11 protein-coding genes and 1 other annotated feature are annotated in these 15102 nt (G+C 29.5%); of the genes, 2 read left to right on the forward strand and 9 right to left on the reverse strand.

What is annotated here, in order from left to right; translation table 11 throughout:
• Positions 1-541: 541 nt before the first annotated feature.
• The 5 genes from KGF52_RS08130 to infC all read right to left on the reverse strand — a co-directional run bounded on the left by KGF52_RS08130 (position 542) and on the right by infC (position 3526).
• Positions 542-1459: an exopolyphosphatase gene (locus KGF52_RS08130; protein WP_227839755.1), complete on the reverse strand. Its 918-nt coding sequence runs from the start codon at positions 1457-1459 to the stop codon at positions 542-544.
• 218 nt (positions 1460-1677) lie between these two features.
• The gene (locus KGF52_RS08135) at positions 1678-2214 is read right to left on the reverse strand and encodes a hypothetical protein (protein ID WP_227839756.1); all 537 of its coding nucleotides are present in this window, start codon (positions 2212-2214) and stop codon (positions 1678-1680) included.
• Between the two features lie 163 nt (positions 2215-2377).
• Complete coding sequence (rplT, locus tag KGF52_RS08140) at positions 2378-2734, reverse strand: 50S ribosomal protein L20 (RefSeq protein WP_227828695.1); 357 nt, start codon at positions 2732-2734, stop codon at positions 2378-2380.
• A gap of 60 nt (positions 2735-2794) precedes the next feature.
• Positions 2795-2989: a 50S ribosomal protein L35 gene (gene rpmI / locus KGF52_RS08145; RefSeq protein WP_003418222.1), complete on the reverse strand. Its 195-nt coding sequence runs from the start codon at positions 2987-2989 to the stop codon at positions 2795-2797.
• 27 nt (positions 2990-3016) lie between these two features.
• On the reverse strand, positions 3017-3526 hold the full coding sequence (gene infC / locus KGF52_RS08150; RefSeq protein WP_227828813.1) for a translation initiation factor IF-3: 510 nt from the start codon (positions 3524-3526) through the stop codon (positions 3017-3019).
• Between the two features lie 28 nt (positions 3527-3554).
• Positions 3555-3697, reverse strand: a sequence feature (ribosomal protein L20 leader region).
• Between the two features lie 557 nt (positions 3698-4254).
• On the opposite strand from infC, the gene KGF52_RS08155 reads away from it, so the two are divergent.
• Both KGF52_RS08155 and KGF52_RS08160 read left to right on the forward strand, forming a co-directional pair.
• Complete coding sequence (locus tag KGF52_RS08155; RefSeq protein WP_227839757.1) at positions 4255-5658, forward strand: AAA family ATPase; 1404 nt, start codon at positions 4255-4257, stop codon at positions 5656-5658.
• A 503-nt stretch (positions 5659-6161) separates the two neighbouring features.
• Positions 6162-9443 carry a cell wall-binding repeat-containing protein gene (locus KGF52_RS08160; RefSeq protein WP_227839758.1) on the forward strand — a complete coding sequence of 1094 codons (3282 nt, stop codon included), beginning with the start codon at positions 6162-6164 and terminating at the stop codon, positions 9441-9443.
• 142 nt (positions 9444-9585) lie between these two features.
• On the opposite strand, the gene KGF52_RS08165 is transcribed toward KGF52_RS08160, so the two are convergent.
• The 4 genes from KGF52_RS08165 to KGF52_RS08180 form a co-directional block, all read right to left on the reverse strand.
• Positions 9586-10608 (reverse strand): LacI family DNA-binding transcriptional regulator, encoded by a 1023-nt coding sequence (locus KGF52_RS08165; RefSeq protein WP_227839759.1) that lies wholly within the window; start codon positions 10606-10608, stop codon positions 9586-9588.
• 75 nt (positions 10609-10683) lie between these two features.
• Positions 10684-12282, reverse strand: a complete 1599-nt coding sequence (locus KGF52_RS08170; protein ID WP_227839760.1) for a sodium:solute symporter — start codon at positions 12280-12282, stop codon at positions 10684-10686.
• Positions 12283-12322: 40 nt separating this feature from the next.
• Complete coding sequence (locus KGF52_RS08175; protein ID WP_227839761.1) at positions 12323-13597, reverse strand: MFS transporter; 1275 nt, start codon at positions 13595-13597, stop codon at positions 12323-12325.
• Positions 13598-13783: 186 nt separating this feature from the next.
• Positions 13784-15058: an ester cyclase gene (locus KGF52_RS08180; protein WP_227839762.1), complete on the reverse strand. Its 1275-nt coding sequence runs from the start codon at positions 15056-15058 to the stop codon at positions 13784-13786.
• Positions 15059-15102: the final 44 nt, after the last annotated feature.

Consider the following 15102-nt stretch of genomic DNA (forward strand, 5'->3'; position numbering starts at 1 on the left):
ACTATAGCAGGTTATAGAACTATGAGCAACATTCATTGGATTAATAGATTATTATCTTTAAAGATATTCATATTTAAAGATATACATTTCATTTATTATGTCATCATATTTAAACATACTTAATAAAATATTTAAATATACTATTAGAAAACTTTAAATGTATATTTCACATAATAAACTTTTATCCAATACAAATAGATATGATAAGATTGTAGCAATATTAAAATATATGAAGAAAATCGAGTATAAAATCTTATTTAAACAGTTAAGTAACTAGAATGGTTGTAAAAGTGACATGTCCACACCTTTATAAATAAAATTGATAAAAGGCTTTGTGTATTTTTGACTGTATTACCTATATTTTATCTGATATTCAAAATATAGAAATACGGAGTAATTTTATATCCTCAGATGTGATTGTTATAGATATCAACATCCTCAACATGCATGCTGATAAGAACCTCATTGTACCACTTCACTTTCTTATGCTAAAAGGTACAATGAAATTCTGTTTTATTTATACAATTTATAAATTAGACCATTACTTCTTAGGATTTACAAGTTCATCAAGTAACATTGGAAGTAGCTCGTCTATTTGTTCATCATTAAATTGGCAAGTCCCAACAGCTTTGTGACCTCCACCGCCATACTTAAGCATTAGACTACCAACATCAATATTTGAAGTTCTATTTAAAATACTGTATCCTACAGCTACAGAACACCCTTTTCCACCTTTTCCATTTACAATCCAGGCAGAAATATTTTGTTCTGGATACATACTGTAAATCATGAAACGATTACCTGTATAAATTGGCTCTACTCCACGTAAATCAGAAATAATAACATCTCCTTCTGTACGTGTGTATTTAGCAACCATTTCTTTAAATTTATTTGTCTGCTCAAAATAAACTTCTATACGTTCCTTTACATCTGACAGATTTAAAATTTCTTCTGTATCTAAAGTTCTACATGCATCAATTAACTTTTCCATCAATTGATAGTTAGATATAGTAAAGTTTCTCCAACGCCCCAACCCTGTTCTTGGGTCCATAAGATAACCAATTAAAATCCATCCAGTTGGATTTTGTACCTCTTCTATAGTAAGATTTCCAGAATCAACTTTGTCTACTGCTTCTAGCATTTCATTAAAATGAGAAAATCTTTCATTTCCACCATAATACTCATAAATAATTCTTGCACAAGAAGGAGCAATGCGACTTTCTCCTTTATACCTTCCTTTAAGCTCATTTCTCTCAAATTCACTAGAATGATGGTCAAACCAAAGACCACACCCTTCTACAAATGGTACATTGGCAAGACAATCATCTTCTGTTACCTCAACTAACCCATCTTGTAAGTCTTTAGGATGAGCAAATTTCCAATTATCAATAATACCTGCTTCTTTTAATAATGCACCACAAACTAATCCATCAAAATCAGAACGTGTAATTAATCTCATTATGTTTCAACCCCTTTGCTTTAAATATATGCCTATAGATATTATAATTTTTTCCTTAAATATATAATATCACTTTATATGTCAGCTTGATATACATTTCAATATATACCCATAAAACTTATTTTTTTGACTATAAATAGCTTTATTTATTATTTAAAGCACAACTTTATCTTTTATTTAAAATATAGTTATATCTTGCCTAACAGCAAAAATTTCAATTATTCTTCTTTAGGAGGTGTAATTATCAATCCTATAGAGTGCTTTTTGCGTCCTTCTCCTGATGGGTTATTTTTTAAAGGTTCTAGTATATCACTAATCTTTCTAGTTGCTTCAGTTATTTCTTCTAGATTAGCATATACTGGAAAGACAGAAAAACCAGAACCATCTTTTAAAATATCTTTTTCTTCTCTTTTAGCGTAATCATAAAACTCCTTCATAAATACCATCATATATTGAGTAAACAGCTGTACATATGCTTCTGCTGAGTTTTCATTTATCATTTTTTTTGCATCATCATCAATATCTGACTTAACAGCATATACTTTTTCAACAGTTCCTCTTATTTTATTTTCTTCAATTACCTTTATAATATTATCCTTTAACATTTTATCAAGATAACGATAAAGTGTGGCTTGTGATATATCCTTAAACTTCTCTCCTAATTGCTTTGCTGTAGTTTGCTTATTTGAATAAATCTCAAGTAACAACCTGCACTTAACTGGATTTATAAAGCAATCCATAAGTTTTTCATTCATATTATACTACCTCCCCATTATTATCATTAAGATAATATTATCATGTTGATAATATTTAATCAAGTCTATTAAAAATTTTATACAAACAAATAATACTCAAAAAATAAAAAAAGCCCTTGAATTATTTACATAATTCAAAGACTTTATATCTCATGATTTAATACTAAGCTAATTTTGCTTTAGCAACTTCTGCTAATTTAGCAAATCCATCTGGATCTTGTATAGCCATTTCAGATAACATTTTTCTGTTAACTTCAACACCAGATAATTTTAATCCATTCATTAATCTTGAATAAGATATTCCATTCATTCTAGCTGCTGCATTTATTCTTTGTATCCAAAGTTTTCTGAAGTCTCTTTTCTTTAACTTTCTTCCTATATAAGCATTTTTTAATGCCTTCATTACGAATGTATTTGCTGGTCTATATAATTTGCTTCTAGCTCCTCTGAATCCTTTTGCAAGTTTTAATATTTTTTTATGCTTCTTACGAGCGTTCATAGCTTTTTTAACTCTTGCCATCGTTATGACCTCCTTTTATATCCCTCTTCTATAGTTATTATTTATAATCCGTATCCTATCCTAGTATGGTAATAATTGTGCTATTCTCTTAGCATCTCCATCACTTACTAGAGTTGATTTTCTTAAGTTCATCTTAGTTTTTGCAGATTTTTTAGTTAATATATGTTTTTTATAAGCTTTAGCTCTCTTTAACTTTCCTGTTCCTGTTTTCTTTAATCTCTTTGCTGCACCTCTATGAGTTTTCATTTTAGGCATGACAAATTCCTCCTCTCAGTTAATCATCTATTTTTTTGGATCTATAATTACAACCATATTATTACCCTCAAATGCAGGGGCTTTTGTTGGTTCTCCAAACTCTTTTATTATATCTAAAAACTTTAACATAACTTCTCTTCCTATATCCTTATGTCCTAGTTCTCTACCTCTAAATCTAAGTTCGACTTTGACTTTATCCCCTTTTTTAAGGAATTTTATAGCATTATTAGCTTTCGTATTTAAATCATTTTGTTCAATACCTGGTCTAAGTCTTACTTCTTTTACAACTATAGTCTTTTGTTTTTTCTTAGCTTCTTTGTCTTTTCTCGCTTGCTCATATCTAAACTTTCCATAATCCATTATCTTACACACTGGTGGATTTGCATTTGGCGAGATTTGAACCAAATCTAAGTTTTTACTAGTAGCCATTGCTTGAGCTTCTTTAGTAGGCATTACTCCAAGTTGTTCACCTGTAGGTGAAAGGACTCTTATTTCCTTGTCTTTTATTTGTTCATTGATTGCTAATTCTTTGCTAATTGTAGGACACCTCCAAATTTTTTATAAAATATAAAATAAAAAGCGGATGACATAATCATCCGCAATATAAGTTACCAAATTTAAACAAGCTTAAATTACTACTAAGCTTTAACTTATATTTACCTTACTAACCCTCGGCGTAAGGTGAGAAGCGGACTTCTTCTTTGTTTTATTCTTACCCTATCCACTATATCATTTTATCAAATTTTTTGCAACTATTTTTTTAAGTTTAATAAATTTTTACTAACTTAACTGCTTTTTTATTTAAAATTGCACATATTTATTATAAACTACATATTATTTGTATTTAATTTCTTCTTCCTAATACTTATTATATGCTCATACCATTTATTTTGCCCTCATTTTCCAAAATTTAATTAAAAAAATTCAAACTTCAACTTTAAAATCTTTTATTACCCTATCACTCTATATAATAAATACTTAAAAACACTTCTTTAGCCAATTTTATACTGAATACTTTACTTTACATCCTTTAATATCCATATTATAGCTTTTTCATCATTTCAATTTTATCTTGATTTGTAGTATTTTTTAGTATATAAAGGTAATTTGCACATATTCATAAATGACTTTTTCCAGTTAAATTTATGAATTTATTTTTATTTAGATTACATGTATATTTTTTCCATAAAAAATAAATAATAAAATATAGTAAATATGGAAAATATAAAATTGATTAACAATAATTAATTACCTGAGGTGTGAATATGAAAATGCTAAACAACTTTTTTAAAAAAATTAACAATCCAGTTCCTGTCTTTGCACAGACAAAAATGGAAAGAGAAAATCAAACAGATGATTCGCTTTCTACAAAACCAAAAACTACATTTAGAGATGTAGCTGGATTAGACGAAGTAAAAGAAGAACTATTTGAAATAGTTGATTTTATGAAGTCTCCACAAAAATATCAAAAAATGGGTGCAAAAATACCTAAAGGCGTATTATTTTATGGTCCTCCAGGGACAGGAAAAACATTACTTGCATCTGCTGTAGCTGGTGAAACAAACTCATCATTTTTCAATGTTACAGGTTCTGAGTTCGTTGAAAAATATGTAGGTGTAGGAGCAAAAAGAGTAAGAACTCTATTTGAAAAAGCTAGAAAAGAAGCTCCAAGTATAATATTTATAGATGAAATAGATGCTGTAGGAGCAAAAAGACATCTTGAAAGCAACAATGAAAAAGACCAAACGTTAAACCAACTTTTAGTTGAAATGGATGGATTTAATAAAGACTCCAATGTATTAATAATAGGTGCTACCAATAGACTTGACTTATTAGATGAAGCTTTACTTAGACCAGGAAGATTTGACAGACACATTCATATAGGTGCACCAAATTATCACACTAGATTTGAAATTCTAAAGGTACATACAGATGACAAGCCTATAGACAAATCTGTAAATCTAGAACTTTTAGCTAAAAAAACTCACGGTTTCAACGGAGCCCATCTTTCAAATATAGCAAATGAAGCAGCTATATTTGCAGTTAGAGATGACAGTGAATATATTACAGCAGAACACTTCGACAAAGCACTTGAAAGAGTTATTGCAGGATTAGAATCCAAAAACTCTTCATTAGTTGAAAAAGAGAAAAAGATAGTAGCTTATCATGAAGCTGGACATGCTCTTGTAAGTGATATAGTTGGAATTTGTCCTATACAAAAAATATCTATAGTACCTAGAGGACAAGCATTAGGTTATGTTCTTCAATTACCTGATGAAGATAGATATATTTATACTAGAGATGAATTGGTTGGAAAAATAAAAACATTACTTGCTGGAAAAGCATCAGAAGAACTAATATTTAATCATAAATCTACAGGAGCAAAGGATGACTTAAAGAAAGTCACTGAGATAGCTAACCAAATGGTTTGTGAGTATGGTATGAGTAACTTAGGATTTATGACTATTGATGGAAATGATAAGACTTTCTTATGTGATAAAGTTCAAAAAGAAGCTAATCGTATAGTTGAAAGTTGTTATAAAGAAACTTTAGAGATGTTAAAGGATAACCTTGAAGATTTACATTCTGTTTCTAAATTCCTATTTGAAAAAGAAACTATGACTCATGAAGAATTAAAAGATTTGATAGGAAAAGAAGCTGTAAATTAGTTTGATAATATTTTAAATAATTTCTACATCAAAATTAATAATTATTTGAAAAAGAATTTAAATATTTTGAGATGATAGGTATTGAGGCTGTAGGTAGATTTGTGTAGAAACAAATTTACTTACAACCTCTTTATTAATTTTTTGTTTATTATCTTTCATTCTGTTATTAAATATTGACTCTACTAACCTTATTGATTTAAATTTACTTTCTATTTTTTTGTTTTTGATATCTTTTTAAATAAACAATACATTTTTCTCATAAAAGCTAGCAAATTTTTTTGAGTATTCGTCACAAAAATTTTACCTTACTGTAATTATCTTCCTGTAAACATACGGTTAACATTACTATGATATTGTTTTGTATATAAATACCAATAGACTAATATATAAGACACTAATGAAAAGTAAATTTTAAATGTTAAACACATAAATAATACATATGAAAAGGGGAACATATCATAAATAAAAAATTAAATGCAAAAATTATATCTACAGGAATGGTTATGACTACACTTGTTACAGGAGTTGCTCAGGCACAAGAAACTGCTCAAGGTAATACCAATATAGAAAAATCTGAAAAAACAGCACAACCTAAAAGTAGAAAAGAAATTAAAACTAGTAGTACTACATATAGTCAACTAGCTGATTTTCTTTTGCAATCAGCTAAATCATATAATTCTAACATAGATAAAAAGAAAATCATGTCTGGATACGAAAAGAAAGAAAATCAAAAAGTTAATAGACTAGATGGTCTTATCATGATAAGTAGAGCTTTTGGAACTTTATCAGCTCCAAAAGGTCAAAATGAAAGAGTGGCAGAGAAAAATGTAAGTTTTACAGATATACCTGCTTCTGCTAAGTCTGATATAGATAACTTAATAAATGGTGGAGTTATGGTTAACACTAAAGACAAAAAACTTAATGGTAGTGAAGTTATGACTGTAGGAGAAGTTGATACTATGGTTAGACGTATCTGGGCATTTAAAGGTAGTAATCCAAAAGATGATTTTTATAATTTTGTAAATAAAAAATCTTTGGAGGAATCAAAGCTTCCAAGTGACGAAGCAGTATCTGGTGGTTATGTTGATATTGAAAATGAAAACACAAAAAAAATTAATGCTATTATTAAAGAAATAGTAGAAGGAAATCATAAAAAAGGTAGTGAAGAACAAAAAATTAAAGATTTCTACCTTAATATACTAGACATGAAAAGCAGAAATGAGCTTGGAAATAAACCAATAAAAAAATATCTTGATGCTATAGACAAAGCAAAGAATGTAAAAGAACTTAATGAAATTCAAAAAAAATCACTTGAAGAAATAGGAACTGGTGGTTCGGTTGGTCTTTTTTTAATGCAAGATAATGTAGATGAAGCAAAGTATGCTTTATATATAGGAACAATGGCTGATACACATTTATTTAGTTCATATTCAAATGATGAGACAATAGAAAATAGCAAAACATTTTTTAAAAAGCTGTTAATTTTAAGTGGAGAAAGTGAGGCACAAGCTAGTAAGCATGTTGATGAGTATATAAACTTTGTAAAAAAAGTATCTGGAGGTGAAGAAGGTGTTGACAAGAGGATGACTTTAAAAGAGATAGAAGAAAAAATGCCAAATTTAGAATTGTCTAAAACACTTACTGCTGCTGGCTATACTAATCTTCCTAAAGAAATCAAGGTAATGAATCCAAAAGATTTAGAACTATTTAATAAGGCATACACTAATAATAATTTAGAAGCTTTAAAAACTCTTTTTAAAATAAAACTGTCTGAAGAAAATGCACAATTTTTAGACCAAAAATATCTAAATGTTTGGACTGACAATGCTAATCCTGGTGCAGATGCTTCGCAAAGTAAAATAACTGAAAAAGATGCAGCAGCATTAACATCTGAAAAGTTCAGTTCATATATTGGAAAATTATTTGTAGAGAAATATTTTCCTGAAAAATCAAAAAAAGACGTTGAAGATATGGTTAAATCTTTTGTAGAATTATATAAAGAAAGAATTAAAAAACTTGACTGGATGAGTGAAACTACCAAAAAAGAAGCTATAAAAAAACTTGATAAAATGACATTTGTCGTTGGATATCCTGATAAATGGGAATCTGATGCAGAAAATGTAGACATTAAAAGTAAAGAAGATGGTGGAAATCATTTTGATAATATAACCGCTTTTAAACTTGCACGTCTAAAAAAAGATGCTGAAAATACAGGTAAAGTAATACCAAAAGATAGATTTGGACTAGCAACATTTACTGTAAATGCAGTGTATGGAATGTATGATAATGCAATGACTTTCCCCGCAGGTATTTTACAAGCACCTTTATATGACCCAAATGCATCAAGAGAAGAAAATCTAGGTGCAATAGGTGCAGTAATAGGACATGAAATTTCTCATGCATTTGACAACAATGGAGCCAAATATGATTCAAGTGGGAAAGAACATGATTGGTGGACTAAGGATGATTACAGAGAATTTCAGGAACGTTGTAATGATGTAGTTAATTTCTATGATGGATGGGAAATAGCTCCAGGTGTAAAAGCAAATGGTAAGATAAGTTTAGGTGAAAATATTGCAGATATAGGTGGTGTAGGAGCTGCCTTGGGAATTTTATCAAAGATGGAAAATCCAAATTATGATAAGTTCTTCAAGAGTTATGCAGAGTCATATATTAGATTATACACAAGAGAATATGCAAAGAGTTCTACAGGAGATGAGCATAGTCCAAATACTTTAAGAGTAAATCGTGTCTTATCAAATTTCGAAGAATTCTATAAAACGTATAATATAACAAAGAATGATGGTATGTATGTAGCTCCTGAAGATAGAGTAAATTTATGGGATAATCTAGATACTAATGTAAAATCTAAAAAAATGACTGGAGATGACAGATTTGAAACAGCAGTAAAAGTATCTAAAGAAGGCTGGAAAACTTCAAATACTGTAATACTTGTAAATGGTACTGATAAGCACTTAGTAGACGGATTATCAGCTACACCACTTGCAAATACAAAAAATGCACCAATGCTACTTTCTAATGGAAGTAATGTAGATAAATCAACAATGGATGAAATTAAAAGATTAAAAGCATCTAATATAATAGTTGTAGGTGGAGAGGCTTCAATCTCTAATTCAGTCGTTAACCAACTAAAAGGTGTTAATAAATCTATGAATGTAAAAAGAATAGGTGGAAAATCAAGATATGAAACGTCTTTAAATATAGCTAAAGAAATGTCTGGTAATAACAATATTGATACAATATATGTAAGTGCTGGAGATGGAGAAGCTGATGCACTATCTATTTCATCAGTAGCAGGAAAAAATAACTCTCCTATAATACTTACACAAAAAGATGGATTAGATAAAGACGCATATGATTATATTAAATCTAAAAAAGTAAAAACTTCTTACTTTATAGGTGGGGAAACTAAAATCTCTCAGAAAGCTATAGAGCAAATTAATAATATAACTTCAAATGATGTCTCAAAAAACAGAATTGCTGGAAATGACAGACAAGAAACTAATGCTCGTGTTATTGAACGTTTCTATAAAGATAATAGCATAAATGGTGTGATATTAGCTAAGGAAAATAATCTGATTGATGCTTTATCAGTAGGCCCATTTGCATCAAAGGAAAATATGCCAGTTGTAATAGCCACAAATAGTTTAAATAAAGAACAAGAAAATATATTAGATAAAAAGAGCTCAGAAAAGGTATATCAAGTAGGTGGTGGTATAAAATTATCTGTACTTAATAAATTAAGACTCTTATTAAACAAATAATATAATATAAATAAAAAAATATCCTATAAATATATATTTACTGAATTAATCACAAATATTCAAGAAAGTATTCTCCATTTTGAATTTGAAGAATACTTTTCTTGTTTATACATTATTAGCATATCTTTAATATAATTTTATACTAAACTGTAGAATCTCTTTCAATCAATTCAGGCTTAAGCATTTCAACTACTGGCTCACAATCATCTTCCTCTAATAAAATTTTAAGTATATTAATCGTTTTTCCAATTAATAAGTCTAATGGTTGTCTAATCGTTGTTAAACTATAACTTTTCCATGAAGCCATCTGAATATCATCATATCCCATTACTGATAAATCCTCTGGTATCTTCAATTTATACTCAAATCTTGCAGCATCCATTACACCCATAGCTATCAAATCACTTGTGCAAAAAATTGCTGTTGGAGGACTTGATAATGCTAGCATTCTCTTTCCAGCTTCATATCCAGAATCATAATCATAATTTGCAGACTCTTCTTTAAGGTTGTGAATTCCGTTTTGTCTTAATTTAGAATAAAATCCAATTTTCTTTTCCATTTCCTCACTTGTTTCTCTTGTAAATTGAATGTATCCTATATTTTTATGTCCCCTATCAATTAGGTATTCAGCAGCCATTCCTCCACCTTCAATTGGGTCCACATAGACCGTACTTATTTTTATACCTGGTATAAAACGATTAAAAAGAATCACAGGAATATTATTTTCTTCACATGTCTCAGCCATTACCTTATTCATAGCTGAAGCTGTAATAATCACAGCTTCCACTTGAAACTGAATTACTCTTGAAATTATATTATCTATTCTTTCTTGTCTAGAAACCTTAAAAACAAGACATTGTTTACCTATTTCTTGAATCTTTTCCACAAATAAGTTAATAATTCTGTTGTAAAATGGACCTAGATTATCACCAACTATCAATCCTATAACATTTGTTTTGCCACTAATCATTCCTCTTGCAACTAAATTGGGAACATAACCAATTTCATCTGCTACACGGAAAATTTTTTCTCTTACTTCAGGTTTTACACCTTTTCCATTTGCACTACCAAATGCTCTTGAAACTGATGACTGCGATACTCCTGCTAGTTTTGCAACATCTTTTGAAGTAGCCGATTTATTATAATGAACTTTCTTTTGATTCATTTAGTATTTCTCCTTAAATATCTTGTATTTCTTTTTAGCATCTTTTACTTCTTCTTAAACACCTTACATTTCTTATTAAAATTGTATTAAAAATAAGATTATATATTGAACAACGAAAAAAACTAACACAATTAACTCTTGTTTCCCTAAAGAAAATGGCAATACAGATACTCCATCTACTTTATCTATTCCTTGCGAAATAAGTTCTTTTCTCATACCAAATACAGTATATTTTTTAATATCTTCTATATTGTGATTATTCTTTAAAATGATACTAAAAATATACCCAAATATTAATGTTATTGTAGCACCTATTGCTGGATTCCACAACCAACTCACATTATATTTATTAGAAATAAAAAAGCCTAAAACTAATCCTATGATGAAACCAATAGAGACCCCTTTATCATGAGCTTTGTATGTAAACATAGCCAATATAAATGCACCTGTAGCTGGACCAGCAAAATATGAAATATAGTTACCAACAAGGTCAAGAATTGATTTGATGCTTCCTCCAAATCCCATAATAATAAAACCTGTCATAACAATACCTATAATCATTGTTATAATCATTGTGACTTTTAATGACGATTCCTCATTATCTTTTTTAAAATAAAACTCATAAATATCCTTTGTAAAAACAGTTGTCATACTGTTTAATATAGAGTCAATACTAGACATCGCTGCTGCAAATACACCAGCAATAATAATTCCAATTGCCCCTACTGGAAGTTCATTCAAAATAAAAGTAATCATTATTTCATTTGTAGTTTCAAATGCTCTTCCCTTATAATAAACAAATAAAATCACTCCTACTAATAACATAAAATAGTAAGCTAAATTCATAACAAATGCACTAACTACAAAAGAATTTTTGGCACCTTTTAAAGATTTAGATGTCAAAACTCTTTGAACTTGAGATTGGTCAAAGCAGAAATATCTTATCCACATTACAGTTCCACCAAGCAGAGTAGCCCAAAAAGTATTTGTAATTGAAATATCCATACTAAAATCAAATGTATTTAATTTACCGCTCTGTTGTGCAATTTGCAATGTATCAAAAAAACCGAGATTCATTCCTTTTAGTGCTGTTATAATTACTATAAATACAGCACTTATTACTACTACCATTTGAATACTATCAGTCCATATAACTGCTTTAATTCCCCCTAGTAGTGTATATATAATTGCTACACATACAACTATTGGAACCAAAATATAAAGTGACCAACCAGTGATTATCTGAATAATAAGTACTGGTATATACACCATAGAACTTGCTTGAATCAATGAATTGATAAAAAATTGAATAATAGTTAATCCTCTTGAATAATTGCCTAAACGAAGTCCCATATATTCATATACAGATGTTATTTTTAATCTATAAATAACTGGGGTGGTAATGCTCAGTGCAAAAAATATTGCTAAAGGGACTGTAATGTTAACCATCACTGGATACATTCCATCCATATATGCCCATCCAGGACCCCCTATAAATCCATTAGCACTAATCATAGTAGCAGCAACTGACAAAGCGATTGGAATCCATGGCATTGACCTACCTGCTAAGAAATAATCTTCTTGATTTTTATTATCTTTTCCTGAATAATAACCAATAACCAACATTAACAGCAAATATCCTACTATAATACACACATCGATTACTGAAATCATAAGCCACCCCTTTCTAACTAACAAAATAGTTCTTAGAATTCTATTCTTTCTTGTTTAATGTTTCTGGTAAGAACAGCCATACAATAGCACCTGCTACAAATACTGCTGTTGATATATAAAAAATAGTTGTCATACCTAAAGCACCTGAAGCTGTACCAGCTATTGCAGGGATTGCAAATGTAGATATAATTCTTCCTCCATTGAATGACATTCCCGAGGACAATGAACGATATTTACTTGGGAATAATTCTGTATAGTATGCTCCCCATGCTCCAGAATATCCAACAGCAATACCTAATAATACTGATATCATATAAAATGCTGTTGTATTATTTCCTCCTAGTTTTGTATATATAAAGACAAATACTGCCGCTAATGCCATACCTATAAAAGGTACTTTTCTTCCAAATTTATCTGCTATTGAACCCCAGAATAAATATCCTACTAACTGCCCAATTCCTTGTAAACTATATATAGAACCTGCTACTGCTGCTGTCATTCCCATTCCTGTTACCAAATATGTAGTTGCATTGTTTGAAAATGCTGAGTATGCTGTAAAATTAGCACCTGATAAAATAATTGTTCCTAATCCAATCCACAAATATTTCCCCTTATACATACTTACATAGCTAATTTTTTCACCTGTTTCTTTTCCTTTTTTAACCAATTCTTTTGTATACTCTGAATCATCTGGTACAAAGAAAAATGCTAAAATAGCTCCAATTATAGGCGGTATAATCGCAGTATACATTAATATTTGCCAATTTGCATCACCTAAAAATCCATACACTTTCCCGCCAAAAATCATGGCTAGCGAAAATAAAGCAGTTAATACAGCAGCTAACTTACCACGATATTTACTTGGAAACATATCCGCAACTAGAGGCATCGCTGTTCCAAATACACCACCCAATACTACCCCTGTACATAAACGTGCAATTTTCCACAATATAATATTTGTAGGAGATAACATTGGAATAAAAGTTGTTAACCCAATTAATAAAGCTACACTAATTAAAGTTTTCTTTTTACCAAGCTTTGTAGAAATCACTCCAAAAATGAATGTACCTGGAATTGTACCAAAGGACATGACAGCAAATATTTCTTCTGTCTGTTTTAATGAAAAACCAAACCCGCCTTCTGCCAAAGTATAAATCATTGTTGGTTTAATAAAAGTACCTACCATAAAATTATAGCAATAAAAAAAGTATATTAATGCAATGGAAAAAAATGCAATTCCCCTTTTTAGATTTGAATAATCTTTTCCTAGTATAATATCATTTTCTATCATATCTGTTGTTTTCATATTGTTCATAATTACCCCTCCCTTACTGTTAAGCATACTATCCCTAAAGCTTTCAATTTTTACTTTTCATACATAATTCTTATTTAAGTTTTATATACATTTCTTGTTTAAATTCTATACATATTTCTTGTTCAATCTTTATAACAAGAATATTTACTTATATAATTTCTAAAGATGTTTATACTATAAACCCATTTACTCTTCTACACCCATATACATCTGCTTCAAAACATCCATACCATCAAAAGTCATCCATTCTTCCTTTACCTTACCTTGTAGTACATGATAATGATTAATTCCCATTACCTCTACATGCTTTCCAGAAGGTTGTCCAAAAAATCCAATGCCTTCATTTATTCCACGTAATCTCCATCTCACAGATACATCATACCCTTCATTTTTTTCCTTTTGATTACAAGTTACTCTTTCTACTTCATAACTTCCATTTGGAATTGAAGCAAGTAAACTTACAATCATTCCTTGAATCTCATCATACCCATTTAAATCTTTATCACATATGAAATGTACTACTGCATTATCGTGATAATATTTTTTAACTTCATTTATATATTTATAATTGTAAATACGACTTGTCATCTCAAGCATCATTTCACCAACAGAATCATCTTTAGCTTGATACTTTGCTGGCATAAATTGGCCATCCATAGACTCACAAATACCATAGGTTGATTGTAAGCTCAATACTTTAGATGCACTTGCCTTTGCCATATTTTTTGCCACTTCTTGAGGATTTAACCCTAACTGAGTAACAATCCATAGATTATCTCTAACTAGCCATTCTTCATGGATTCTATTATTCGTTGTAGCACAATCAATTACAGTTCTAAAATTTATCTTCTTTCCAGTTGCTGGAGCAAAATTACTATCACCTAAATTAGTTGCTGTAGACAAAACACGATGAGAAGACAAAAAACCATCAGCACCAAAATTAGACCATATTACATTTTGACCAATCAGCCTTCTATCTGGAAATGCATGTAGAGTTTGAAGAGTATTCGAGATAACATCTTTTATACCAACTAAATTAGAAGAACCACAGTGCATTGTCACATTATTGTGATATGTATCATAAATAACTCCAATACCTTTTTCTTCCCAAATATTATGTGTAATTTTCATAATATAGTCTACAAAGTCTCTATACTTGGAATCAAATCCAGGTAATTTCTGCTCCCTTTTTGTTTGATTTGAAAAATCATTATAATCCATTACTCCAACAGGTGTTACTTCTAGCGAATCTCCATAGTAAATTTTTGTAGACTCCATATTTGCTTCTCCCTTCAATGTAATTTCTTCAGCTTTTTCAATAGTATTATTCTCATTGATTTTACCTGTATTAGCTTTATTTACTTCAACATTACTTAATTTAAGCTCACTTATATCAACTTCTTTTGCTTTTACTTTCTCTTTATCTTTTTCTCTTACATCATTTTTATCAATATATTTCAATTTGCATCTCATTCCTTTCTTGAATACGTATTCACAATTAATTA

This window comes from Clostridioides sp. ZZV15-6597, assembly GCF_020657815.1.
Classification (GTDB): Bacteria; Bacillota; Clostridia; order Peptostreptococcales; family Peptostreptococcaceae; genus Clostridioides.

Excerpts from the sequence above, each read along its gene's own strand:
- KGF52_RS08130 (WP_227839755.1), bottom strand. The coding sequence starts at position 1,459 with ATGAGATTAATTACACGTTCTGATTTTGATGGATTAGTTTGTGGTGCA.
- KGF52_RS08135 (WP_227839756.1), bottom strand. The coding sequence starts at position 2,214 with ATGAATGAAAAACTTATGGATTGCTTTATAAATCCAGTTAAGTGCAGG.
- rplT (WP_227828695.1), bottom strand. The coding sequence starts at position 2,734 with ATGGCAAGAGTTAAAAAAGCTATGAACGCTCGTAAGAAGCATAAAAAA.
- rpmI (WP_003418222.1), bottom strand. The coding sequence starts at position 2,989 with ATGCCTAAAATGAAAACTCATAGAGGTGCAGCAAAGAGATTAAAGAAA.
- KGF52_RS08155 (WP_227839757.1), top strand. The coding sequence starts at position 4,255 with ATGAAAATGCTAAACAACTTTTTTAAAAAAATTAACAATCCAGTTCCT.
- KGF52_RS08160 (WP_227839758.1), top strand. The coding sequence starts at position 6,162 with ATGACTACACTTGTTACAGGAGTTGCTCAGGCACAAGAAACTGCTCAA.
- KGF52_RS08165 (WP_227839759.1), bottom strand. The coding sequence starts at position 10,608 with ATGAATCAAAAGAAAGTTCATTATAATAAATCGGCTACTTCAAAAGAT.
- KGF52_RS08170 (WP_227839760.1), bottom strand. The coding sequence starts at position 12,282 with ATGATTTCAGTAATCGATGTGTGTATTATAGTAGGATATTTGCTGTTA.
- KGF52_RS08175 (WP_227839761.1), bottom strand. The coding sequence starts at position 13,597 with ATGAACAATATGAAAACAACAGATATGATAGAAAATGATATTATACTA.